This is a genomic window from Halomonas heilongjiangensis (assembly GCF_002879645.1).
Lineage (GTDB): Bacteria > Pseudomonadota > Gammaproteobacteria > Pseudomonadales > Halomonadaceae > Halomonas > Halomonas heilongjiangensis.
On the sequence record NZ_PNRE01000038.1, the window covers coordinates 22,465 to 46,422 of the forward strand.

The 23,958-nt window shown below is 68.2% G+C and carries 20 protein-coding genes; 12 read left to right on the forward strand and 8 right to left on the reverse strand.

The features are described 5' to 3' along the window. Positions 1 to 57: 57 nt before the first annotated feature. Together lolA and C1H66_RS08915 are read right to left on the reverse strand one after the other, a co-directional pair. Positions 58 to 687, reverse strand: coding sequence for an outer membrane lipoprotein periplasmic chaperone LolA (gene lolA / locus C1H66_RS08910; protein WP_102627538.1), 630 nt, complete (start codon positions 685 to 687; stop codon positions 58 to 60). Positions 688 to 820: 133 nt separating this feature from the next. After that, entirely contained in the window at positions 821 to 3,814 is a 2,994-nt protein-coding gene (locus C1H66_RS08915) for a DNA translocase FtsK 4TM domain-containing protein (protein ID WP_423133085.1), read from the reverse strand. A gap of 281 nt (positions 3,815 to 4,095) precedes the next feature. Here C1H66_RS08915 and aat point away from each other — a divergent pair, with 281 nt between their 5' ends. The 3 genes from aat to infA all read left to right on the forward strand — a co-directional run bounded on the left by aat (position 4,096) and on the right by infA (position 5,942). Continuing rightward, the gene (gene aat, locus C1H66_RS08920; RefSeq protein WP_102627539.1) at positions 4,096 to 4,848 is read left to right on the forward strand and encodes a leucyl/phenylalanyl-tRNA--protein transferase; all 753 of its coding nucleotides are present in this window, start codon (positions 4,096 to 4,098) and stop codon (positions 4,846 to 4,848) included. 2 nt (positions 4,849 to 4,850) lie between these two features. Further along, positions 4,851 to 5,588, forward strand: coding sequence for an arginyltransferase (locus C1H66_RS08925; RefSeq protein WP_102627540.1), 738 nt, complete (start codon positions 4,851 to 4,853; stop codon positions 5,586 to 5,588). Positions 5,589 to 5,723: 135 nt separating this feature from the next. Next, positions 5,724 to 5,942 carry a translation initiation factor IF-1 gene (gene infA / locus C1H66_RS08930; RefSeq protein ID WP_013332816.1) on the forward strand — a complete coding sequence of 73 codons (219 nt, stop codon included), beginning with the start codon at positions 5,724 to 5,726 and terminating at the stop codon, positions 5,940 to 5,942. 113 nt (positions 5,943 to 6,055) lie between these two features. Here the strand turns inward: infA and clpA are convergent, their stop codons facing one another. From clpA to icd, 3 genes are all read right to left on the reverse strand, one after another. Next, positions 6,056 to 8,332, reverse strand: coding sequence for an ATP-dependent Clp protease ATP-binding subunit ClpA (clpA, locus tag C1H66_RS08935; RefSeq protein ID WP_102627541.1), 2,277 nt, complete (start codon positions 8,330 to 8,332; stop codon positions 6,056 to 6,058). A 140-nt stretch (positions 8,333 to 8,472) separates the two neighbouring features. Next, positions 8,473 to 8,802 (reverse strand): ATP-dependent Clp protease adapter ClpS, encoded by a 330-nt coding sequence (gene clpS, locus C1H66_RS08940; RefSeq protein ID WP_102627574.1) that lies wholly within the window; start codon positions 8,800 to 8,802, stop codon positions 8,473 to 8,475. A 211-nt stretch (positions 8,803 to 9,013) separates the two neighbouring features. Continuing rightward, the gene (gene icd, locus C1H66_RS08945; RefSeq protein ID WP_102627542.1) at positions 9,014 to 10,270 is read right to left on the reverse strand and encodes an NADP-dependent isocitrate dehydrogenase; all 1,257 of its coding nucleotides are present in this window, start codon (positions 10,268 to 10,270) and stop codon (positions 9,014 to 9,016) included. A 118-nt stretch (positions 10,271 to 10,388) separates the two neighbouring features. Here icd and C1H66_RS08950 point away from each other — a divergent pair, with 118 nt between their 5' ends. After that, the gene (locus C1H66_RS08950; RefSeq protein ID WP_102627543.1) at positions 10,389 to 11,018 is read left to right on the forward strand and encodes a pseudouridine synthase; all 630 of its coding nucleotides are present in this window, start codon (positions 10,389 to 10,391) and stop codon (positions 11,016 to 11,018) included. Next, the gene (locus C1H66_RS08955; RefSeq protein WP_102627544.1) at positions 11,015 to 11,464 is read left to right on the forward strand and encodes an NUDIX domain-containing protein; all 450 of its coding nucleotides are present in this window, start codon (positions 11,015 to 11,017) and stop codon (positions 11,462 to 11,464) included. Before C1H66_RS08950 ends, C1H66_RS08955 begins: the two co-directional genes overlap by 4 nt. A 23-nt stretch (positions 11,465 to 11,487) precedes the next feature. Here the strand turns inward: C1H66_RS08955 and C1H66_RS08960 are convergent, their stop codons facing one another. The 3 genes from C1H66_RS08960 to C1H66_RS08970 form a co-directional block, all read right to left on the reverse strand. Continuing rightward, complete coding sequence (locus C1H66_RS08960; protein WP_102627545.1) at positions 11,488 to 14,490, reverse strand: efflux RND transporter permease subunit; 3,003 nt, start codon at positions 14,488 to 14,490, stop codon at positions 11,488 to 11,490. Then, positions 14,487 to 15,575 carry an efflux RND transporter periplasmic adaptor subunit gene (locus C1H66_RS08965; protein ID WP_102627546.1) on the reverse strand — a complete coding sequence of 363 codons (1,089 nt, stop codon included), beginning with the start codon at positions 15,573 to 15,575 and terminating at the stop codon, positions 14,487 to 14,489. The genes C1H66_RS08960 and C1H66_RS08965 overlap by 4 nt, the downstream gene beginning before the upstream one ends. Positions 15,576 to 15,655: 80 nt before the next feature. Further along, positions 15,656 to 16,261, reverse strand: a complete 606-nt coding sequence (locus C1H66_RS08970; RefSeq protein ID WP_102627547.1) for a TetR/AcrR family transcriptional regulator — start codon at positions 16,259 to 16,261, stop codon at positions 15,656 to 15,658. Between the two features lie 160 nt (positions 16,262 to 16,421). On the opposite strand from C1H66_RS08970, the gene mnmA reads away from it, so the two are divergent. The 7 genes from mnmA (at position 16,422) to C1H66_RS09005 (ending at position 23,956) form a co-directional block, all read left to right on the forward strand. Further along, positions 16,422 to 17,552 carry a tRNA 2-thiouridine(34) synthase MnmA gene (gene mnmA, locus C1H66_RS08975; protein ID WP_102627548.1) on the forward strand — a complete coding sequence of 377 codons (1,131 nt, stop codon included), beginning with the start codon at positions 16,422 to 16,424 and terminating at the stop codon, positions 17,550 to 17,552. Continuing rightward, positions 17,549 to 18,190, forward strand: coding sequence for a high frequency lysogenization protein HflD (hflD, locus tag C1H66_RS08980; RefSeq protein WP_102627549.1), 642 nt, complete (start codon positions 17,549 to 17,551; stop codon positions 18,188 to 18,190). Before mnmA ends, hflD begins: the two co-directional genes overlap by 4 nt. A gap of 67 nt (positions 18,191 to 18,257) precedes the next feature. Then, positions 18,258 to 19,622 (forward strand): adenylosuccinate lyase, encoded by a 1,365-nt coding sequence (purB, locus tag C1H66_RS08985; RefSeq protein WP_102627575.1) that lies wholly within the window; start codon positions 18,258 to 18,260, stop codon positions 19,620 to 19,622. A gap of 2 nt (positions 19,623 to 19,624) precedes the next feature. Next, a complete protein-coding gene (locus C1H66_RS08990) occupies positions 19,625 to 20,803 on the forward strand; it encodes a cupin domain-containing protein (protein WP_102627550.1) in 1,179 nt (392 codons plus the stop codon). A gap of 6 nt (positions 20,804 to 20,809) precedes the next feature. Then, positions 20,810 to 21,238: a GNAT family N-acetyltransferase gene (locus C1H66_RS08995; RefSeq protein WP_102627551.1), complete on the forward strand. Its 429-nt coding sequence runs from the start codon at positions 20,810 to 20,812 to the stop codon at positions 21,236 to 21,238. A 387-nt stretch (positions 21,239 to 21,625) separates the two neighbouring features. After that, positions 21,626 to 23,221 (forward strand): isocitrate lyase, encoded by a 1,596-nt coding sequence (locus C1H66_RS09000; protein ID WP_102627552.1) that lies wholly within the window; start codon positions 21,626 to 21,628, stop codon positions 23,219 to 23,221. 267 nt (positions 23,222 to 23,488) lie between these two features. After that, the gene (locus C1H66_RS09005; protein WP_102627553.1) at positions 23,489 to 23,956 is read left to right on the forward strand and encodes an outer membrane lipoprotein; all 468 of its coding nucleotides are present in this window, start codon (positions 23,489 to 23,491) and stop codon (positions 23,954 to 23,956) included. The last annotated feature ends 2 nt before the right edge of the window (positions 23,957 to 23,958 follow it).

Here is a 23,958-nt window from a genome sequence, read left to right on the forward strand (position 1 = left end):
GGGGGCGATTCTCTTACAGCTTAAAGCTTATGGCTGACAGCTCCCGGCGAAGCCGGGCTAGTGGGTATCGCGGATCACGTCGGCGCCATCGGGGATCTCGAAGACGAACATGCTGTCGTCGATGGCCTCGTTCATCTGCACGTCGAGGAACTCGATGGCGGTCTCCTGGCCGGTGCTGTCGGTCATCTGCAGGAACGCCAGGCGCTCGCCGCGGAAGGTCATCCTCAGCTCCTCGAACAGGGTATCGGCGGACTTCGGCATCAGGGTGAAGGTCTCGGCACTGCCCTGCTGCTGGCGCGAGACGTCATAGCTGTCGGTCAGCTCGCTGGCACTGCCGGAGAGCAGCAGTGCCGGGGTATGGGTCACCCGCTGGTCGAGCGCCTGCACCGTGACCTGCTCCAGGTCGGGGTCATGGAGATAGACCTCCTCCCCGTCGGAGACCACCTCCTGCTGGTAGGGCGCATCGACCTCCCAGCGGAACTTGCCCGGGCGCGACAGCCACATGCGGCCGCTGGCCTGCTGCAGGCGCTCGCCGCTGCCGTCGAGGATCTGCTGCTCGAAGGCGGCCTCGTAGGTCTGTAACGGCTCCAGCATACGGGTCAGGCGCTCGGCGCCTTCGCTGGCCAGGGCCGACACCGGTACGGCGAACGTCAAGGCCAAGGCGGCAAGGGTCTTCTTCACTGTCATCGTCTCTGTCTCCCTGGACGGGTCCATCATGGAATCCTGTCACTCGGACCAAGGGAACCTCGGCGGGTTGCACGCCCGCCGACGCTTTCATCATTGCTGCATGGTTGAGCGGCACATCGAGCAACCGCAGGGATCAGTTCCCCACCGGCGGCGGCGCCAGCACCTCGCGGGCGCCGTTGGTGCCCATGGTCGAGACCACGCCGGCCATCTCCATGGCCTCGACCAGGCGGGCGGCCCGGTTGTAGCCGATCTTGAAGCGACGCTGCACCGCCGAGATGGAGGCCCGGCGCGAGTCGGTCACGAACTGCACCGCCTCATCGTAGAGGGCGTCCTGCTCGGCGTCGTCGCCGTCGACACCCTCGGCCTCCAGGCCGGTGAGGGCCTCGGCGGAGACGCCGCCGGAGAGGATCTCGTCGATGTACTCGGGCTCGCCGCGGCGCTTCCAGTCCTCCACCACCCGATGCACCTCGTCGTCGTCGACGAAGGCGCCGTGAACCCGGGTCGGCAGCCCGGAGCCCGCCGGCAGGTAGAGCATGTCGCCGTGGCCCAGCAGGTTCTCGGCACCGCCCTGGTCGAGGATGGTGCGCGAATCGACCCGCGAGGAGACCTGGAAGGCCATGCGCGTGGGGATATTGGCCTTGATCAGGCCGGTGACCACGTCCACCGAGGGGCGCTGGGTGGCGAGTATCAGGTGGATACCCGCGGCCCGGGCCTTCTGGGCCAGGCGTGCGATCAGTTCCTCGACCTTCTTGCCGACGATCATGAACATGTCGGCGAATTCGTCGATCACCACCACGATGTAGGGCAGCTTCTCGAGCACCGGCGGACTCTGGTGCATCTCCCAGGGCTGGGGTTCCCACAACGGGTCGGCGACCTGGGCCCCGGCCCGTTCGGCCTCGTCGAGCTTGGCGTTGAAGCCGGCGATGTTGCGCACGCCCATGGAGGCCATCAGCTTGTAGCGGCGCTCCATCTCGGCGACGCACCAGCGCAGGGCGTTGGCGGCCTCCTTCATGTCGGTGACCACCGGCGCCAGCAGATGCGGAATCCCGTCATAGACCGACAGCTCGAGCATCTTGGGATCGACCATGATCATCCGCAGCTCGTCGGGGGTGGCCTTGAGCAGCATGGAGATCAGCATCGCGTTGACCCCCACCGACTTGCCCGAGCCGGTGGTGCCGGCCACCAGCAGGTGGGGCATCTTGCCCAGGTTGGCCACCACGGGCCCGCCACCGATGTCCTGGCCCAGGGCCAGGGTCAGCGCCGAGGCCTCCTGCTGGTAGCGGTCGGAGTCGATCACCTCGCGCAGGCGGATCATCGCCCGCTTGGGGTTGGGGATCTCGATGCCCACGGTGGGCCGGCCGGGGATCACCTCCACCACCCGCACGCTCTTGACCATCAGCGAGCGCGCCAGGTCCTTGGCCAGGTTGCTGATCTTGGAGACCTTCACCCCCGCCGCGGGCTTGATTTCGAAGCGGGTGATCACCGGCCCGGGCCAGGTATCGACCACCTCGGCCTTGACCCCATACTCGCGAAGCCGCACCTCGAGCAGCTCGGCCATCTCGGCCAGTTGCGCGTCGGTGTAGTTGGGTTGATGGGCCTGGGGTGGGGTCAGCAGACGCAGGCTCGGCAGGTCGCCGTCGGGATCGGGCAACTCGTCGAACAGCGGGCGCTGGCTCTGCAGATGCTCCACGGTCCACAGGGTGGGGCCATCGGGCTGGTCGGCGGCCTCGCGCCCCTGCTCGGCGGTGGCAACCCGCCCTGGGCCATCCGCCTCGGGTTCGTCCACCCCGGCCTCCGTCGCGGGGAGATCGTCACGTGCAGCGGTGATCGAAGGCTTCGGGGCCGGCACCTCGGCCTCTTCCTGCGGGTCTTCCCAGCCCAGGCGCGGTTCGTCGCCGTCGTCGTCCCAGTCGGCGTCCTGCCAGTCGACCAGGCCCGGCTCGCGACGGCCCCTGTCGCGTGCCGGCGAGTGCGGTGACGACCCCGACGAGGCCCACGCCGGTGGCGGCGTCTCGACCTTCGGGTCGGCAGCATCGGGGGAAGACGCCTTTCGCCGCTCGTCGCCGGCGGCCGGTGCCGCGAGGGGATCCTCGTCACGGCTGGCACGCAGCGACGGCCCGCTCCAGGCCGGCGGTGCCTCGTCATCGTCGGGCAATACGGGGTCGGGCACCGTTTCCGGCTCCCGCTGGGAGCCGCTTGTCTCGGGAGCCCGGGAGGGGGCGGCAGCGGTGCCAGACGCCGCCGTAGCGCCCACTGCCGCCGCAGCACCGCCCCCCCCACCGCCAGGTGGCGATGCCGGGGTGCGGGCGCTGTAGGCCGCCTCCGGGCGCTTGGCGGAGGGGGTCTGCTCGGGCACCTCCCAGGGGATCTCGGTATCGCCATCGTTGCCGAAGCCCGGCTCACGACGGGTGTCACCGGCGGCCGCCAGCTCGGGGGCCCGGCCGGGCAGCAGACGCCGCCACCAGCGCTGCCGTGGCGGCGCCTCGGACGCCTCCTCGGCGGGCTCGGCAGCAGGTACCTGGACCGCCTGCTCCTCGGCCTCGGCACGTTCGGCCCGGCGCCGCTCGCGCCGGTCAGCCGAGAAGCCGAAAGGCTCGGCCAGCCGCTGCCAGAGCCGCAGGGCGCGGTGGCCGAGCTCATCCATCACCGTGAACCACGACAACCCGGTGAACAGCGGAAAGCCGCAGAGCATCGCCGCCAGCGACAGCAGCCCGGCCCCCCCAGTGCCGACCAGTGGCACCAGGGCACCGACCAGCCCCTCCCCGAGGATCCCTCCCGAGGAGTAGGGCAGCAGGCTGTCGGGGTTGTAGAAGTGCAACGCGCCGAGCGTGGTGGTCCCGAGCAGCAGCAGGACCAGGCCGCCGCTGCGTACCGCCAGGGCGGTGGCATCCCACTCCAGGTGCACCTGCCGGGAGCGGATCAGCCACCAGGCGGCGAAACCCAGCATCCCGGGCCACCACAGGGCGCTGGCACCGAACAGCGAGTAGAGAACGTCGGAGAGCCAGGCCCCGATCGGCCCCATCCAGTTGGCAACCTCGGTCTCGGGGCCACTGCGCGACCAGCCCGGGTCGGCGGGCTGGAAACTGAACAGCGCCAGCAACAGGAAGACACAGGCCGCCAGCAGCATGATCGCCACCCCTTCCCGTGCCGACCCTTGCAGCCGCAGGCCAAAGCGCTTCGCCGTCTCCCTGGCGTTGGCCGCACTCACCCGACGCGGCGACACCTTCTTCTTGACACTCAAGCGGCCTTCCCCCTTGCGCCACAGTTGGCGTCTTCCGTTTCCATCGCGCCAATCATACCGAGCAAGTGCTTGCCATCACAGGGGCCGCGCACAGACCGCAAGCATCTTGAGCCGCGTGGCGGTGAGCGTCACACTTGAGGCCCCGCTGCGCAAGGATTCGATTCTCGATGCTGCCCTGGCTTGCCGATTACCCCGTGCACTTCCCCCCCGTGGAGCAGGCCCTGCGCGATCCCGACGGGCTGCTCGCCATCGGCGGCGACCTGAGCCCGGCCTGGCTGCTCGCGGCCTACCGCCGTGGCATCTTCCCCTGGTACAGCGACGACCAGCCGATCCTGTGGTGGAGCCCCGACCCGCGCATGGTGCTGTTCCCTCACGAGATTCGCGTGCGCAGGAGCCTGGCCAAGCGGTTGCGCAACGGCGGCTTCCGGGTCACCGCCGACGCCGCCTTCGGCGAGGTGATCGCGACCTGTGCCGGGCCCCGTGAGGGGCAGCCCGGCACCTGGATCACCGACGCCATGCGCGAGGCCTATGCCCGCCTGCATGCCCTGGGTGTGGCCCACTCGGTGGAAGTGTGGCGCGATGGGCGGCTGGTCGGTGGCCTCTACGGCGTGGCCCTCGGCCCCGTCTTCTTCGGCGAATCGATGTTTTCCCGCGAACCGGACGCCTCCAAGGTCGCCCTGGTGCACCTGGCCAGGGCCATGCAGGACGGCGACGGCCGGTTGATCGATTGCCAGATGCACACCCCCCACCTGGCCAGTCTCGGTGCCCGGGACATCGCCCGGGCCGAGTTCATCGGCTATCTTGAGAAGTGGCTGGGCAAGGCACCGGAAGCCAGCGCGGATGATACCTCGATCATCCCGCCCGGCTGGTCATTCGAACGCCTCGGTGCGGTGCGCCATACGACGCAAGAGAGGGGGTAGCCGTGAGCAGCAATACACCTCGGCAGCCGGTACGGGATCTACGCTTCTTCCTCACCGTGCCGCATGCCTGCAGCTATCTCGAGGGGCGCGAGGCCACCACCCTGTTCCTCGATCCCCAGGAGTCGCCCGGGCGAGGCGTCTACGATGCCCTGGCGTTGCTGGGCTTCCGGCGCAGCGGTCGTCACCTCTACCGTCCGCATTGTGAGGGCTGCAGCGCCTGCATCTCGGTGCGTATCCCGGTGGCCGATTTCGTGGCGAGCCGCAACCAACGCCGCCTCGCCCGGCGCAACGCCGACCTCTCGCTTCACGTGCGCCCGGCGATCTTCGACAGCGAGCACTACACGCTCTATGCCCATTACATCCGTACCCGCCACGCCGACGGCGACATGTACCCCCCGAGCCACGAGCAGTACCGCACCTTCCTGACCCTCGATCAGGACTATGCCCGACTGCTGGAGTTCCGCCTCGAGGGCCGGCTGGTGGCCGTGGCGGCCTACGACCAGCTGGAGCACGGGCTCTCGGCGATCTACACCTTCTTCGCCCCCGAGCCGGAGCTCGACCGCCGCTCGCTGGGCACCTTCGCCGTCCTCTCGCTGGTGGAGCGGGCTCGGGACCTGGGCCTGCCCCACGTCTACCTGGGTTACTGGATCCGCGAGTGCCGCAAGATGAACTACAAGCAGGCCTTCCAACCGCTGGAGGTGCTCGACGGGCGCCACTGGCGGCGCACCCTCCCCGTCTGACCCCGCGTCGAACCGCGGCTTTTTTGCCATGACGCCCGGCATGCGGCACAATACCGCGCTATTCTGTCGGCACGGGCGTCACCTGCGCGCCTCGGTGCCGCATCGCACCATCATCATCAGCGAGGAACCGCCTATATGGCACGTGAAGACCATATCGAAATGGAAGGCGTCGTCGTCGATACCCTTCCCAACACCATGTTTCGCGTCGAGCTGGAGAACGGCCACGTGGTGACCGCCCATATCTCGGGCAAGATGCGCAAGAACTACATCCGTATCCTCACCGGCGACAAGGTCAAGGTCGAGCTGACTCCCTACGACCTCTCCAAGGGTCGCATCGTCTACCGTTCACGCTGACCCTGCCCGCCCGGCGCGCCGCACACCGCGCCTCCGCTCACGGCCACGAAACGAACAGCGCCCCGTCCGGAGACAGGGCGCCGTGTCGTCGTGGCGAAAGCACGTGACGCCGCTCAGGGCGCGTCGGCCAGTTCCGACTCGGTGGAGAGGTGCAGTTCGCCGTCCTCCACGCTGACGTGCACCACCCCGCCGTGCTCCGAGAGCTCGCCGAACAGGATCAGCTCCGCCAGCGGCTTCTTGAGCTTCTCCTGGATCAGGCGTGCCATGGGGCGAGCCCCCATGTCGGGGTCGTAGCCCTTCTCGGCCAGCCAGACCCGGGCGGCATCGTCGACGTCGAGCTGGACCCGCTTCTCGTCGAGCTGCGCCTGCAGTTCCACCAGGAACTTGTCCACCACGCTGCGCACCACCGACATCGGCAGCGCGTGGAACTGGATGATGCCATCCAGGCGGTTGCGGAACTCCGGCGAGAAGGTCTTGCGAATGACCTCCATGGCGTCGGTGGAATGGTCCTGGGTCTGGAAGCCGATGGAGCGCCGCGTGGCCAGCTCGACCCCGGCGTTGGAGGTCATGATCAGGATCACGTGACGGAAGTCCGCCTCACGGCCGTTGTTGTCGGTCAGGCGACCGTGATCCATCACCTGCAGCAGCAGGTTGAAGACCTCCGGATGGGCCTTCTCGATCTCGTCGAGCAGCAGCACGCAGTGCGGATTCTTGGTGATCGCCTCGGTCAGCAGGCCGCCCTGGTCGTAGCCGACGTAACCGGGGGGGGCCCCGATCAGCCGCGACACCGTGTGGCGTTCCATGTACTCCGACATGTCGAAGCGCACCAGCTCGACCCCCATGATCTTCGACAGCTGACGAGCGACCTCGGTCTTGCCTACCCCGGTAGGGCCGGCGAAGAGGAAGCTGCCCACCGGCTTGTCCGGCGACTTGAGCCCGGCCCGCGACAGCTTGATGGCGGCCGAGAGGCTGTCGATCGCCTCGTCCTGACCGAACACCAGCATCTTGAGGTCGCGATCGAGGTTCTCGAGCAACTTGCGGTCGGAGCTGGAGACGCTCTTCGGCGGAATCCGCGCGATGGAGGCCACCACCGCCTCGACCTGGTCGACGTCGATGGTGTCGATCCGCACCTCGGGCGGCAGCAGCCGCTGGTGGGCACCGGCCTCGTCGATCACGTCGATGGCCTTGTCGGGCAGATGGCGGTCGTTGATGTAGCGATCCGCCAGGCGCGCCGCACTCTCCAGCGCCGCATCGGTGTACTTGAGCTGATGGTGCTCCTCGAAGCGCGACCGCAGCCCCTTGAGGATACGGATGGTGTCCTCCACCGAAGGCGCCATGACATCGACCTTCTGGAAGCGGCGGGCGAGCGCCCGATCCTTCTCGAAGATGCCGCGGAACTCCTGGAAGGTGGTGGACCCTATGCAGCGCAGATCACCCGAGGAGAGCAGCGGCTTGAGCAGGTTCGAGGCATCCATCACCCCACCCGAGGCCGCCCCCGCACCGATCACCGTATGGATCTCGTCGATGAAGAGGATGGCGTTGGGCTGCTTCTTGAGCTCGGCCAGCAGGTTCTTCAGGCGCTTCTCGAAGTCGCCGCGGTACTTGGTGCCGGCCAGCAGCGCCCCCATGTCCAGGGCGTAGACCACGGCATCGCCGATCACCTCGGGCACGTCCTCCTCGACGACCCGCTTGGCGAGCCCCTCGGCGATGGCGGTCTTGCCCACGCCGGCCTCCCCCACCAGCAGCGGGTTGTTCTTGCGCCGGCGCGCCAGTATCTGCACCACCCGCTCGAGCTCGTGCTCACGACCGATCAGGGGGTCGATCTTGCCGAGCCTGGCCTGCTCGTTGAGGTTGGTGGCATAGCCGGTCAGCGGATTGCCGCCGGTCTCGCCATTGCCCTCCTCGGCCTCCTCGGAGTCGGGAGACGGGGACGCGGGGCTCTGGCCGTGGCCGGCCACCTTGGAGATGCCATGGGCGATGTAGTTGACCGCATCGACCCGGGCCACGTTCTGCTGCTTGAGGAAGTAGACCGCCTGGCTCTCCTGCTCGGAGAAGATCGCTACCAGCACGTTGGCCCCGGTGACCTCGCTCTTGCCCGAGGACTGGACGTGGAAGACGGCGCGCTGCAACACGCGCTGGAAACCCAGGGTCGGCTGGGTCTCGCGATCGCTCTGATCCTCGGGGATCAGCGGCGTGGTGGAGTTGATGAAATCCTGCAGGTCGGACCGCAGCTTGTCGAGGTTGGCCCCGCAGGCCCGGAGCACGTCCGCCGCGGAGGCGTTGTCCAGCAGAGCCAGCAGCAGGTGCTCCACGGTCATGAACTCGTGACGCTTGGAACGCGCCACGGTGAAGGCCGTGTTCAGGGTCAGTTCAAGTTCTTTGCTCAGCATGGCAGTCCCCTTCTCGCCGCCTAGGGCTTGCGTCGGATCTTTCGAGGTCCGGCATCATCAACATCGGGCACAAACGCTGCCGTTGCAAGTCTCCTCGCCCAACGGCCGACATCCATTTCCCTTCGCGACCATGTCCGGGGTCAGTCCGCCGCTTCGATATCGCTCAGCAGCGGGTGCTGACACTCTCTTGCGTATTGATTGACCTGGTGGCTTTTGGTTTCCGCAATATCGCGGGTAAAGATGCCACAGGTCGCCTTGCCCTGGGTGTGCACCGTCAACATCACCTGCACCGCGGTCTCGCTGTCCATGTGAAAGAAGGTCTGCAGCACCTCCACCACGAACTCCATGGGGGTGAAGTCGTCGTTATGCAACACCACCTTGTACAACGGCGGACGGGCCAGCTCCGGATCGGCGCTCTGCACCGCCAGGTCGTCGTCGTCCTCCTCGCCAGGCTCGGGGGGGCGGGTCATGCCTCCCCGGATCGAGGCGTGCCACTCACGCCACGCCTCCTCTTCTGTCTTGAACATAAGAGCCACTATCCATCTCGACAAGCCGGCCACCAGGGTGAGTCTCAACCGTGATTGGACGCCACGGGGCCGACGGGGTTCACTCGAGCGGCTTCAACGCAAAGGCCCCCGCCCGCCATGCGGCGGACGGGGGCCCCGAGCCCGATGCCGCGACTTACATGTTGTCGGCGACGGCCTGGCCGAACTCGGAGCACTTGAGTAGCTTGGCATCGTCCATCAGGCGATGGAAGTCATAGGTGACCTCACCCTTGGAGATCGCCTTCTCCATGCCCTTGAGCACCAGGTCGGCGGCCTCGACCCAGCCCATGTGGCGCAGCATCATCTCGGCGGAGAGAATCAGCGAGCCCGGGTTGACCTTGTCCTGACCGGCGTACTTCGGCGCGGTGCCGTGGGTGGCCTCGAACATCGCCACGGCGTCGGACAGGTTGGCGCCCGGCGCGATGCCGATACCGCCCACCTCGGCCGCCAGGGCGTCGGAGAGGTAGTCACCGTTGAGGTTCAGGGTGGCGATGACGTCGTACTCGGCCGGACGCAGCAGGATCTGCTGCAGCATGGCGTCGGCGATGACATCCTTGACCACGATGTCCTTGCCGGTCCTGGGGTTCTTGAAGGTCATCCAGGGGCCGCCGTCGAGCAGCTCGGCACCGAACTCCTCCTTGGCGATCTCGTAGCCCCAGTCCTTGAAGGCACCTTCGGTGAACTTCATGATGTTGCCCTTGTGCACCAGGGTCAGCGACTCGCGGTCGTTGTCCACGGTATACTGCAGGGCCTGGCGTACGAGGCGCTTGGTGCCTTCCTCGGAGACCGGCTTGACGCCGATGCCGCAGTCCTGGGGGAAGCGGATGTTGGTGACCCCCATCTCCTCGCGCAGGAACTTGATCACCTTGTCGGCCTCCGGGGTACCGGCCTTCCACTCGATGCCGGCGTAGATGTCCTCGGAGTTCTCGCGGAAGATGACCATGTCCACGTCGCCGGGCTTCTTGACCGGGCTCGGCACGCCCTCGAACCAGCGAACCGGGCGCTGGCAGACATAGAGGTCGAGCTTCTGGCGCAGGGCCACGTTCAGGGAGCGGATGCCACCGCCCACCGGGGTGGTCAGCGGGCCCTTGATGGAGACGACGTAGTCCTTGACGGCTTCCAGGGTCTCTTCCGGCAGCCAGGTATCGGCGTCATAGACCTGGGTGGCCTTCTCACCGGCGTAGACCTCCATCCAGTGAATCTTGCGCTCGCCGTTGTAGGCCTTCTGCACGGCGGAATCGATGGCGATCTTCATGGCCGGCGTCACGTCGACGCCGATGCCGTCACCCTCGATGAACGGGATGACCGGCTCATTCGGCACGTTCAGGGTGTTGTCGGCGTTGACGGTGATCTTCTGGCCGCCTTCAGGGACGACGATTTTCTGGAACCCCATTGAGAACTCCCCTGTCTGGTCTGTTCAGTGGAGCGCGGAGTATAGCATTCACCCGATCGATCGGAGTAGGCTTGGAGCCATATTTGTCGACAATCCATGGTAGCAAGACCTTGGTCGAATGAGCGCACTCTACCTGCTGCACAAGCCCTACCGCATGCTTTCCCAGTTCACCGATCGCCAAGCCGACGATGACGATGGAGAGCGACGCGCGACGCTGGCCGACGTGATCGCGGTGCCCGGCATCTATGCCGCCGGACGCCTCGATTATGATTCCGAAGGCCTGCTGCTGCTCTCCGACGACGGTGAGCTGATCCATCGCATCAGCGACCCGCGCCACAAGCAGCCCAAGACCTATCGGGTGCAGGTGGAAGGCCGCCCCAGTGATGCCGCCCTGCAGGCGCTGCGCGACGGCGTACGGCTGAAGGATGGCCGCACCCGGCCGGCGAAGGTCCGGCGCCTGGCGACGAGCGGACTGCCCGAGCGAGACCCGCCGCTGGATCCGAAGCGCCACCCGGTCACCACCTGGCTGGAGCTGACCATCAGCGAAGGGCGCAATCGCCAGGTGCGGCGCATGACCGCCCATGTCGGCCACCCCACCCTGCGCCTGGTACGCGTGGCCATCGGCCCCTGGCGCCTCGACGATCTGGCGCCGGGACAGTGGCGCCGCGAGACCCTGCATGCGCCGCGTCCCGCCGCGTCGCCATCGCACCGGCAACGTCCGACCCGTTACAAAGGAGGCCGCCGATGAACCGCTGGCACCCCCATGTCACCGTGGCCTGCGTGGTCGAACGCGCCGGCCGCTTCCTGATGGTCGAGGAGGACCGCGGCGGCCCCCACACGCTGTTCAACCAGCCGGCCGGCCATCTCGAGCCGGGCGAGCGCATCAAGGAGGCCGCCCTGCGCGAGGTCGGCGAGGAGACCGCCTGGCAGGTGGGCATCACCGACTACCTGGGCATCTACGTCTACCAGGCGCCGGATGGCCACACCTTCCACAGCCACGGCTTCTTCGGCATGGCGCTGGCCCACCGGGGCAACGACCTGGACCCGGCGATCCTCGCCGTGCACTGGCTGACCCTGGAGGAGCTGGAGGAGCTGGAGCGCCAGGGGCGACTGCTCAGCCCCCTGGTGATGCGCCGGATCCGCGACGCCCTCGCCGGCAAGTTCTTTCCCATGGACGTGATCCACGAACGCTGACCCCCTTCCTCACCCCTTGCCGCTCACCATTTCATGACCAGGCGGTAGAGCGCCGGGATCACCAGCAGGGTGAGCAGGGTCGAGGCGACGAGCCCCGAGATGATCGCCCAGGCCATCGGCGGCCAGAGCGTCGACTGGGTGAGGGTCAAGGGCACCAGACCGGCGACGGTGGTCGCCGTGGTGAGCAGCACCGGCCGCGTGCGCCGGGCGACCGCGGCCGTCACCGCCTCCGCCAGGCCCATGCCCTGACGGCGATTGGCGTTCATCACATCGATCAGCACGATCGCATTGTTGACCACGATGCCGACCAGGGCCACGACGCCCAGCATGGCGGTGAAGCCGAACGGCTGCCCGGTCAGCCACAGCCCGGGGATCACGCCGATCACGGCCAGCGGCACGGTGACCAGCACGATGCCCAACTGGCGGAAGGAGTTGAACTGCGCCAGCAGGAACACGACCAGCAGCAACCCGCCGGCCGGCAGGGTGCGGAACAGCGCCGTATTGGCGTCGCCGGCCGACTCGGCCGCGCCGCCGACGCTGTAGGTGACGCCAGCCGGCAGCTCGAGCTCGGCCAGGCGCGGCAGGATCACATCCAGCACGCCGGCATAGGTGTGGCCGTCCGCCACCTCGGCCAGCACCGTGGTCATGCGCCGCAGGCTGCGGTGCTGGATCACCGCGGGCCGCCAGATCGGGGACAGGGTGGCGATCTCGCCGAGCGGCACCGCCTGACCGTTGCCGGCGGCCAGGCGGAGACCCTCGAGGCCGGCGGTGGGGAAGCGCTCGCCCTCCGGCGAACGGATCAGCAGCGGGGCAGGGTCACGCCCGGCTCGCCAGGTACTGACCTCGATACCGCGACTGGCCCCCGCCGCGGCCGTCGCGACGTCCCGGCGCGACAGTCCGAACTCGGCCGCGCGCGCATCGTCCACCGTCAGCCGCAGCGTCGCCAGCCCCTCGCCGAGGCGGTGCCGGGCGTCGCGGGCTCCCTCGGCGGAACGCACCACCGTCAGGATGCGTTGGGCGGCGTCGGCGAGCCTCGTCCGGTCCTCGCCAAACACCCGGATCTCGACAGGCGCCTCCACGGGCGGCCCCTGCCCCAGCCGCCGTGCCACCACCTGGGCCTCGGGCAGGCGCCGTGGCGCCATGGTCCGCACCCAGGTCATCAACGCGGCCAGGTCATCGGCACTCTCGGCCTCGACCACCAGCCGCGCGAGGTGCGGCTGCCGCGGCTGTTCGACCAGGTTGTAGTAGAAGCGCGGGCCACTGAAACCGACGAACTGGTGAACGGCGAGCACCGCGGGCCGCTCGCGCAGATCCGCCGCCAGCACCCCGGCCTGGTGGGCGGTGGTGTCGAGGTGGGTGCCCTCGGGGAAGTGCAGGTCCACGACCAGTTGGTTGCGGTCGGTATCGGGAAAGAAGTCGTGATCGAGCAGCGGCAGCATCGCCAGCGCCCCGACCAGCAGCCCCCCGGCACCGACCAGTATCCAGGCCGGCCAGCGAACCGCGAATCGCCCGATGCACGCCCCCGCCTGCGACAGGCCAGGTCGTCCCACCGAGGGTCGCGGCTTCAGGAGGGTGGCGGCGAAGACGGGCGTGACGAAGACGGCATAGAGATAACTGACCGCCAGGGTCAGCATCACCATTACCGGAATCGCGCGCGTGAAGTCGGCGGTATTGCCACTGGACAGCAGCAACGGCACGAAGGCCGCGAGGGTCGTGCCGGTCGCCGCCAGCAGCGGCGCGGCGAGCTCTCTCACCGAGCGCGTCACGGCCTCCGCGGCCGACAACCCCCGGTCGCGGTGCCACTGGAGGTTCTCGACCATGACGATGGCGTTGTCCACCAGCATGCCCAGCGCGATCACCATGCCGGCCACGGCGATCTGGTGCAGTACCCCGCCCCCCATGGCATAGAGGGCCAGCGCGGAGAAGGTCACCAGCGGCACGATCAGTATCACGGCCAGGCCCAGCCGCAGGCCCATGGCCAGGAACAGCAGGACGCCGAGGATGGTGATGCCCAGCAACAGCGAGAGGCCGAGTTCGGCCAGGCGCCGTTCGACCCAATGCGGCTGGTAGAACATCTCGTGGATCTCGAGCGGCGCATAGGCGGGACGCCGCTCGTCGAGCAGATCCCGCAGCGCCTCGCCGAAGCGAACGGCGTTGACCCGCTCGTTGGACAGGATGACGCCCAGCGCCACGGCTGGCTCGCCGTCATGCCAGAGCCGCTCGGCGGCCGGCTCCAGCGGCGACAGGCGGATGTCGGCCAGCTCGCCCAACGGCAGGGCGTCGCCCCGGTCCGTGCGAATCGGCGTGGCGGCCAGTTCGTCGAGGGAAGCGAACTCCGTCACCGGGTCGAGCACCACGGAGCGTCCCCCGCTGGACAGGCTGCCCCCGGGCGACGTCAGGTTGCGCGCGGCCAGCTGCTCGCCGAGCCCGCGGGCGTCGAGGCCGGTCAACTCGGCCAGCGCATCGTCCCAGCCGATGACGACCTGCTGCCCCGGGTCGGCCAGCAGGTCGATGCGGGCGATCCCCTTGAGCCGGAACAGGTCCCGTCGCAAGCGTTCGGCCGCCTCGCGCAGCTCGAGCAGGTCCCGCGACCCGGTGAGCGCCAGCACGACGGCGTGGGCGTCGGAGTCACGGTCGCTGACCTCGGCCTCGCCCACGCCATCGGGGAACTCGCGCGCGGCACGGTTCACGGCGAGGCGGATCCGCTCCCAGGCGGCATCGGTGTCATAGACGTGCTCATGCATCTCGACCGACACGTGGGCCAGGCCCAGCCGTGCCGTACCGATGACCTCGCTGACCTCCTCGACCTGGGCCAGCTCCTCCTCCAGCGGGTTGAGCACCAGCCGCTCGACCTGTTCCGGCTCGGCCCCCGGGTACGGCACCACGACCTGCCCGAAACGGTAGGGAAAGAAGGGATCTTCCTGACGGTCCATGGCCACCCAGGCCGCCAGCCCCAGCAGGGCCAGCAGCCCCGTGACGGTCAGTACCAGTCGACGGTACTGCAGGCTCGCGAGCAACCACTTCATGGCAGCACCCGTACCCGGTCACCCTCTTCCAGGCGACCCTGACCGGCCGTCACCACCCGCTGGCGTGGAGCGAGCGATGCCGAGATCGTCACCCAGTCGTCCGTCACCCGCCCCGGCATCACCGGCACGCGGCGCACCACATCGTCCTCCGTCAAGGCGAGCACATGGGGGGCGTGCCCGCCGGGGTCGAGTACCGCCGTCAGCGGCACCTGCAGCGACTCGGACGCGGCCACGGCCACGGCCAGGTGCACCCGTACCGGCTCGCCCGGTGCCAGTCGAGCGTCCTCCTCGAGGCGGACGATGGCCGGTGCCAGGGCGGCACCGGCCCGCCCGACGCCGGCGATGCGTCCCTGGAAGCGGGCCTCGCGCAGGGTGGGCGTCACCTGTACGGGCATGCCCGCGGCCAGCCGTTCCCCGAGTGCCGCCGGGACACGGATCTCGACTTCCCGGCCATCGACGCCCGAGAGTTCCAGCACCGCCTGACCCGCGGTCACGAAGTCGCCCGGCTCGACCAACAGGTCGGTGACCTCGGCCGCGAAGGGGGCATGCAGCGTCATCTCCTCGACCTGGGCCTGCGCCTCGGACCGCCGCGCCTCGGCCTGCTCCCGGGCCCGGGTGTTGGCTTCCAGCTCCGACTCCAGCCGATCCAGCTCCTCCTCGGCGACCAGGTTGCGGCCACGCAGGGTACGCGCCCGCTCCACGTCCCGGCGCAGTCGGGCGAGATGGGCATCGAGCTCCTTCACCTGCCCCTCGGCGGCAGCGAGGGCCGGCACCAGGGCCGGGTTGTGCAGTACCGCCAGGGGCTCGCCCTCGGCGACGCCCTGGCCACGCGCGACGAGCCGCTCACGCAGCACGCCCGCATGCAGGAAGGCCAGCGTCGCCCGTTCCCGGGCTCGTACGGTGCCGGGAAAGCGGAGCCACTCCTCGGGGGCACTGGCGCGTACCTCCATGACGCGCACCGCCGCCCGCCCCTCCTCCACGGACTCGGTCTCGGTCTCGGCCGGCGCCGCATCGCAGCCCGCCAGCAGCGTGACCAGCCCGATGACCAGGCCCAGTGCCAGGATCGCATGCCCTCCCCGCCCCATGATGCCCCCTCCTCTTCTTGACTGGCCGCCCCATTATGAACTGGCCGGCCGGTCAGTTATCGATCCCAAAAAAACCGCCCTCACCGGCGTGGCAACAGCCCTTCGAGAAAGATCCTCAGGAAGTCCTCCAGGAAGGCGTCGTCGCTGCCCATGCCCGGCCAGTGCTGGTGATGACACTTGGCCTCGAACCACTGGGTGCAGGTCATGACGAAGGTCGCGATCACATGGGTCGGATTGACGTCGTCGCGCAGCAGCCCTCGCTGCTGCGCCTGGCGGACCCACTCGGCACCGGCCCCGACCAGTTGCGCATCCAGCTCACCGCAGGAGGTGTCGCCTTCCAGATGCGTCCAGGCGAACAACCGCACGACCTCGGGATTGGCCTGCAGGAAACGAAAATAGGCCTCCACCGAGGCGCCCAGCAGCGCCGCATCGGGCTCGCCCGCCTCCTCCAGCATCGCCATCTGGGTGCTGAAGTAGCGCTCGAAGGCGCGCTCCTTGACCGCTTCCCAGAGCCGCTCCTTGCTGCCGAAGTGGTGGTGGATCAGGCTCTTGGTCACCCCCGCCGACTTCGCCAGCTGGCTCATGGTCACGCTCGAGAAGCCATGCTCCACGAACAGTTCGGCCCCCGCCTCCATGATGCGCAGGCGGGTCTGTTCCGGGTCTCGGGTCGTCGTCTGATTCGTCATCCCGGCAACATAGTATTAACTGGCCGGCCGGTCAATAATCGCTTCATGCCCCGCCTTCCTCCTCGGCGTGGCGGGGCATCGCCGAGCGACGCTCGAAGCATCAATCCAAGATAAGGTATAATCCCCGCCCATTTGCGATCCATCCATTCCGAGAGCGTCCATGACAGCCACCCCAGGCAAGGTGATCGTCGGCATGTCCGGCGGCGTCGACTCCTCCGTTTCCGCCCTGCTGCTGCTCGAGCAGGGCTACGACGTGGAAGGCCTGTTCATGAAGAACTGGGACGAGGACGACGGCACCGAGTACTGCACCGCCAGGGCCGACCTGGCCGATGCCGAGGCCGTGTGCGCGAAGCTCGGCATCACGCTGCACACCGCCAACTTCGCCGCCGAGTACTGGGACAACGTCTTCGCGCACTTCCTGGCCGAATACCGGGCCGGGCGCACGCCGAACCCGGACATCCTCTGCAACCGCGAGATCAAGTTCAAGGTATTCCTCGAGTACGCCGAAATGCTCGGCGCCGAGCGGATCGCCACCGGCCACTATGTTCGCCAGGGGCAGGCCCGCGGCCGACTCGATGGCGACCTCCGACCACGCCTGCTCAAGGGGCTCGACCCCAACAAGGACCAGAGCTACTTCCTGCACGCCGTGCCCGAAGTCGCCATCGCCCGCACCCTCTTCCCGGTCGGCGAGCTGGAGAAGCCCGAGGTCCGCGCCATCGCCGATCGCCACGGCCTGGCGACGGCCACCAAGAAGGATTCGACGGGCATCTGCTTCATCGGCGAGCGGCGCTTCCGCGACTTCCTCAAGCAGTACCTGCCGGCCCAGCCGGGGGTCATCGAGACCCCCGATGGCGACGTGATCGGCGAGCACATGGGGCTGATGTACTACACCCTCGGCCAGCGCCAGGGGCTCGGCATCGGCGGTCTCGCCGACTATCCCGAAGCGCCCTGGTACGTGGCCGCCAAGGACCTCGACCGCAACGTGCTGGTCGCCGTGCAGGGCAAGCACCACCCGCTGCTCTACACCGACAGCCTGGCCACCGAGGCCATGGACTGGGTGGCCGGCGAGCCGCCGGCCGGCGCGGGACGCTATACCGCCAAGACCCGCTACCGCCAGACCGACGTGCCCTGCACCATGACCGTACGCGAGGACGGCGGCGTCGAGGTCCGTTTCGACGATCCCCAGCGCGCCGTCACCCCCGGCCAGTCGCTGGTGCTCTACGACGGTGAGATCTGCCTCGGTGGCGGCGTGATCCGCGACACCTGGAACGCCACGGAGTCTTCCGCATGACCGCTTCGACCCCGATCCACCGCGCCCCCGACACCCCGGCGGCCAGGCAGGCCCTGGCACTGGCCGGCGTCTTCCAGGCCGCCAGCCTGGTCGACGAGCTGGCCCGCACCGGCCAGGTCGAGTCGCGCGCCTGGGAGACCCTGATCCACGCCACCCTCGACACCAACCCCGAGAGCTTCGAGGCGATCTACGGCGGCCACCCCAACAACCTGCGCCGCGGCCTCGAGGTACTCGAGGCGGTGATCGGGCGCAAGCAGGCCAACCCGGTGGTGCTGCGCTACGGCTTCTCGCTGTTGCTGCTGATGAACAAGCTGCGCGTCAACGATGCCATGATGAGCGAGCTGGGCAGCCGCCTGACCCGCATCCAGGGCCAGGCCGAGCACTTCGAGGCGACCCACGAGAACGTCATCGCCAGCCTCGGCGAGGCCTATCAGGAAACGATCTCCACCTTCAAGACCCGCATCGTGGTCCAGGGCGATCCCTCGCTGCTGCAGAGCCGCATGATGCCCGAGCGGGTCCGCGCCATCCTGCTCGCCGGCATTCGCTTCGCCCTGCTCTGGCACCAGCAAGGGGGGCGCCGCTGGAAGCTGGTCTTCCAGCGCGGCGCCCTCAGGAAAGCCCTGGACCAACTGGGTTGAACGTATCTTCCCCAGCCCAACCGTCTCTTTACACCGACCCGGAACCCCGACCATGCACAGCGCCTCCCTGCCCCTCTCCGCCCTTACCGCTCTCTCCCCCGTCGACGGCCGTTACGGCAGCAAGGCCGAGGCCCTGCGCGAGCACTTCAGCGAGTTCGGGCTGATCCGCGCCCGGGTCATCGTCGAGATCCGCTGGCTGCAGCGCCTCGCCGAACTGGCCGGCGTCACCGAGGTCCCACCGCTCTCCGCCGAGGCCACCGCCTGCCTCGAGACGCTGATCCGCGACTTCTCGGTGGCGGATGCCGAGCGCATCAAGGAGATCGAGCGCACCACCAACCACGACGTCAAGGCGGTGGAGTACTTCATCAAGGAGCAGATCGCCGGCCAGCCGGAGCTGCATGCGGTCACCGAGTTCGTGCATTTCGCCTGCACCAGCGAGGACATCAACAACCTCTCCCACGGCGTGATGCTCACCGACGGCCTCCAGGCGCTGCTGCCGGTGATGCACCGGGTCGCCGACGAGATCGCCCGGCTGGCCCGTGAACACGCCGCCGTGCCGATGCTCTCGCGCACCCATGGCCAGACCGCGAGCCCCACCACCCTGGGCAAGGAGATGGCCAACGTCGCCTATCGCCTGCGCCGCCAGCTCAAGCAGATCGAGAGCGTCGAGATACTGGGCAAGATCAACGGTGCCGTGGGCAACTACAACGCCCACCTCGCCACCTACCCGGAGGTCGACTGGGAGGCCAACGCCCGCACCTTCGTCGAGGGCCTGGGGCTGACCTTCAACCCCTACACCACCCAGATCGAGCCCCACGACTACATCGCCGAGCTGTTCGACGCCGTGTGCCGCTTCAACACCATCCTGATCGACTTCGACCGCGACGTCTGGGGCTACATCTCGCTGGGCTACTTCAAGCAGCGCACCGTGGCCGGCGAGATCGGCTCCTCGACCATGCCGCACAAGGTCAATCCCATCGACTTCGAGAACTCCGAGGGTAACCTGGGGCTGTCCAACGCCCTCCTCGGCCACCTGGCCCAGAAGCTGCCGATCTCGCGCTGGCAGCGCGACCTCACCGACTCCACGGTGCTGCGCAACCTCGGCGTGGGCCTGGCCTACGGCCTGATCGCCTACCAGGCCTCGCTGAAGGGCATCGGCAAGCTCGAGGCCAACCCGGCGCGCCTGGCCGAGGACCTCGACGCCAGCTGGGAGGTGCTCGCCGAGCCGATCCAGACCGTGATGCGGCGCTACGGCATCGAGAAGCCCTACGAGAAGCTCAAGGAGCTGACCCGCGGCAAGCGCATCGACCAGGCCGGCTTTGCGGCCTTTATCGACACGCTGGACCTTCCTGACACGGTGAAGGAAGAGCTGAAGGCGCTGACCCCGGCCAGCTATATCGGCAACGCCGAACAGCAGGCCAGAAGGCTCTGAACATGTCCAACGATACCCCGCTGCAACTGCTCGGCGGCCTGACCGCCACCGAGTTCCTGCGCGACTTCTGGCAGCGCAAGCCGCTGCTGATCCGCGGCGCCTTCGCCGACTTCGAATGCCCACTGGACCCCGACGAACTGGCGGGGCTCGCCTGCGAGGAGGGCGTCGAGGCGCGGCTGGTGGAGGAGCACGGCGCCGACGGCCCCTGGCAGGTCCGCCATGGCCCCTTCGACGAGCGCACCTTCGCCAAGCTGCCCGAGCGCGACTGGACGCTGCTGGTCCAGGCGGTGGATCACTACGTGCCGGAGGTCGCCGAGCTGCTCGAGCACTTCGACTTCCTGCCCCGCTGGCGCCTCGACGACATCATGATCAGCTACGCCCCGCCGGGTGGCAGCGTCGGCCCCCATGTCGACCAGTACGACGTCTTCCTGCTCCAGGGCAGCGGCACGCGGCGCTGGCAGCTCGGCGGGCGGGTCGCCGACGATGCCCCGATCATCACCGGCATCGACCTGCGCATCCTCGAGCGCTTCGCGGTCGAGGGCGACGACGACTGGGTGCTGGAACCCGGCGACATGCTCTACCTGCCGCCCGCCTGGGCCCACCACGGCGTCAGCCAGTCCGACGACTGCATGACCCTGTCGGTGGGCTTTCGCGCCCCCTCCGCCGACGAGGCGATCACGTCTTTTGCCGACTACCTGGGCGAGCAGCTCCCCGCCTCGCGGCGCTACGCCGATGCCGGCATGGCGCCCCCGGCGGATCCGGCGGAGCTCGACGATGCCGCCGTGGCGCGCATGCGCGCCCTGATCCTCGCGACCCTCGACGAGCCGGCCCAGATGGCCCAGTGGTTCGGCCGGGTGATGACCCAGCCCAAGTACGTCGACCAGTTGGTGCCCGCCGAAACCGCTACCGACGTCGAGGCGCTTGTCGCGGCACTACAGGACGGCGAGGAGCTGCTGCGCAGCCCCGGCTCACGCTTCGCCTGGCGCACCCTGGGCGACGGCCGGGCGACGCTCTTCGCCGACGGCGACGGCATCGGCTGCGATCTGACTCTGGCCCGGGCACTGGCCTCCGACACCCCGCTGGATGCCGGGCTGCTCGAGCTCCCGGGTGCCGCCGAGCTGCTCGCCGCGCTCCTCGATGCCGGTAGCCTCGGCTGGGCCGACGACTTCGCAGAGGAGTAACGCCGGATGCCGGAGATCGAGATCCGCGAAGGCGACTGGGCCACCCTCGGGGCGGCGGCCGGCGAGATCCGGCGTGTCGTCTTCATCGAGGAACAGCGCGTTCCCCTCGAGGAGGAGTGGGACGGCCGCGACCCCGACTGCCTGCACTTCCTGGCCATCGCCGACGACCGCCCGGTGGGCACCGCACGGCTGCTGCCCGACGCCCATATCGGCCGGGTCGCCGTGCTCGCCGAGGCCCGCGGGCTCGGCATCGGTGCGGCCCTGATGCGGGCCGCCATCGAGGCGGCCCGGCGCCACGGACACCCGTGCGTGGCGCTGGCCGCCCAGACCCACGCCCTGGCCTTCTACGAGAACCTGGGTTTCCAGGCCTTCGGTGACGAGTTCCTCGACGCCGGAATTCCGCACCGCAACATGCTGCTTCCCCTACGGGGCTGAGCCACCGCCCCCTCGCTCCTCTACGGAAATTCACTACAGGAAAGCCCCCCCGCGGTGCGCCCCTGTAGTCGAACTACAACGCCCCCTACCCCCAAGTGCCAATTGCTGTGGCCCGTCACAAGGCGCCATAGTGGAGGCCATGGCGAGGGTAAAACGACCGTTCATCGACCGGCTCGCAGTACCGGCGACGCAACGACCCGCCTCTCGCCCAGGGTTCGACCAAGGCCGTAGAGACAACCCTTGGCAACTGGCCGAACCTGATGAGACTTCGCAGGTGCAGCATAAGGCATTGCCGAGTGATGCAGCCGGCGATACCGACGGCCACGACATCAGCCGTGCCACGGCGTCGCCACCCAGAGATTCATTCCAGACCAAAAGGATGGCCCCATGTCATACAGAGACGATATCAAGGCACTGGCTCAACTGCGCGAAGCCCAGCAGGGCAAGTGGGCGAGCATCAACCCCGAGCACGCCGCCCGCATGCGGGCCCAGAACCGTTTCCAGACCGGTCTCGACATCGCCCGCTACACCGCGAAGATCATGCGCGAGGACATGGCCGCCTACGACGCCGACAGCTCCCAGTACACCCAGTCGCTGGGCTGCTGGCACGGCTTCATCGGTCAGCAGAAGCTGATCTCCATCAAGAAGCACTTCGGTACCACCAAGCGTTCCTACCTCTACCTCTCCGGCTGGATGGTCGCCGCCCTGCGCTCGGAGTTCGGCCCGCTGCCCGACCAGTCCATGCACGAGAAGACCTCGGTGCCGGCCCTGATCGAGGAGCTCTACACCTTCCTGCGCCAGGCCGATGCCTGGGAACTCAACCACCTGTTCCGCGACCTGGAAGCGGCTCAGGAGGCCGGTGACAGCGCCAGGGCGGCCGAGCTGGAGGCCAGCATCGACAATCACGAGACCCACGTGGTGCCGATCATCGCCGACATCGACGCCGGCTTCGGCAACGCCGAGGCCACCTACCTGCTGGCCAAGAAGATGATCGAGGCGGGGGCCTGCTGCATCCAGCTCGAGAACCAGGTCTCCGACGAGAAGCAGTGCGGCCACCAGGACGGCAAGGTCACCGTGCCCCACGAAGACTTCATCGCCAAGATCAACGCCGTGCGCTACGCCTTCCTCGAGCTCGGCGTGGAAGACGGCGTGATCGTCGCCCGCACCGACTCCCTGGGGGCCGGCCTGACCCAGAAGATCGCCGTGACCAAGGAGCCGGGTGACCTGGGCGACCAGTACAACAGCTACCTCGATGGCGACGAGATCGAGAGCGCCTCCGACATCGACAACGGCGACGTGGTGATCAAGCAGAACGGCAAGTTGGTCAAGGTCAAGCGCCTCGCCTCCGGCCTCTATCAGTTCAAGCCGGGTACCGGCGAGGACCGCGTGGTGCTCGACTGCATCACCAGCCTGCAGAACGGCGCCGACCTGCTGTGGATCGAGACCGAGAAGCCCCATGTCGGCCAGATCGCCAGCATGGTCAACCGCATCCGCGACGTGGTGCCCAACGCCAAGCTGGTCTACAACAACTCGCCCTCCTTCAACTGGACGCTCAACTTCCGCCAGCAGGTGTTCGATGCCTGGCAGCAGGAAGGCAAGGACGTCTCCGCCTACGACCGTGCCGGCCTGATGAGCGCCGACTACGACGACACCGAGCTCGGCCGGCTGGCCGACGAGTGGACCCGCAACTTCCAGCGCGACGCGGCGCGTGAGGCCGGCATCTTCCACCACCTGATCACCCTGCCGACCTACCACACCGCGGCCCTGTCCACCGACAACCTGGCCAAGGGCTACTTCGGCGACGAGGGCATGCTGGCCTACGTGGCGGGCGTTCAGCGTCGCGAGATCCGCGAGGGCATCGCCACCGTCAAGCACCAGGACATGGCCGGTTCCAACATCGGTGACGACCACAAGGAGTTCTTCCACGGCGAGGCGGCCCTCAAGGCCGGTGGCAAGGACAACACCATGAATCAGTTCGGCTGAGCCGACGCGAACGCGGTAGATCGACTGGAACCCTTGGGGAGGCTCGGCCTCCCCTTTTTTGTGGTGGCCGGCGTCGGTGCGGTTTTCACACTATTTGCCCAACTCACGCGCTACACTGGTGGCACTCGCCCCCCGGGTGGCTGGTCAAAGCAACCAGAGCTGGGTAAACTAATTAACAAACAGCGTTCTGTAACGACAAGATTCCGCGACAGGATGTCACCGGGCTGTCATCACGATAGCCCGAATGAATGCCCCAGGAGGTCCCACATGAAACGTCTTCTTCCCGTTCTCGCCCTCGGCGTCCTGACGCTCGCCGGCTGTGCCAACACCTCCCCCTATGGCGGTGATGTCTATCGCGGCAGTCAGGCCCAGACCGGCCAGCAGGTCACCTTCGGCACCATCACCGCCCTGCGCCAGGTACAGATCCAGGCCGACAGCCCCACCGGCAACCTGCTCGGCACCGCCGGCGGCGCCGTGATCGGTGGCCTGCTGGGCAACCAGGTGGGCGGCGGTTCCGGTCGCCGGCTGGCCACCGCGGCCGGTGCCATCGGTGGCGGCGTGGCCGGCTCGCGCGTCGAGGACGCCACCAACCGGGTTCGCGCCTGGGAGATGGAGATCCGCCGCGACGACGGCCAGAACATCGTCGTGGTCCAGAAGGCCGATCGTGACTTCCAGACCGGCCAGCGCGTACGCCTGATCGGCAGCGGCGGCAACCTGAGCGTGGCCCCCTACTGATC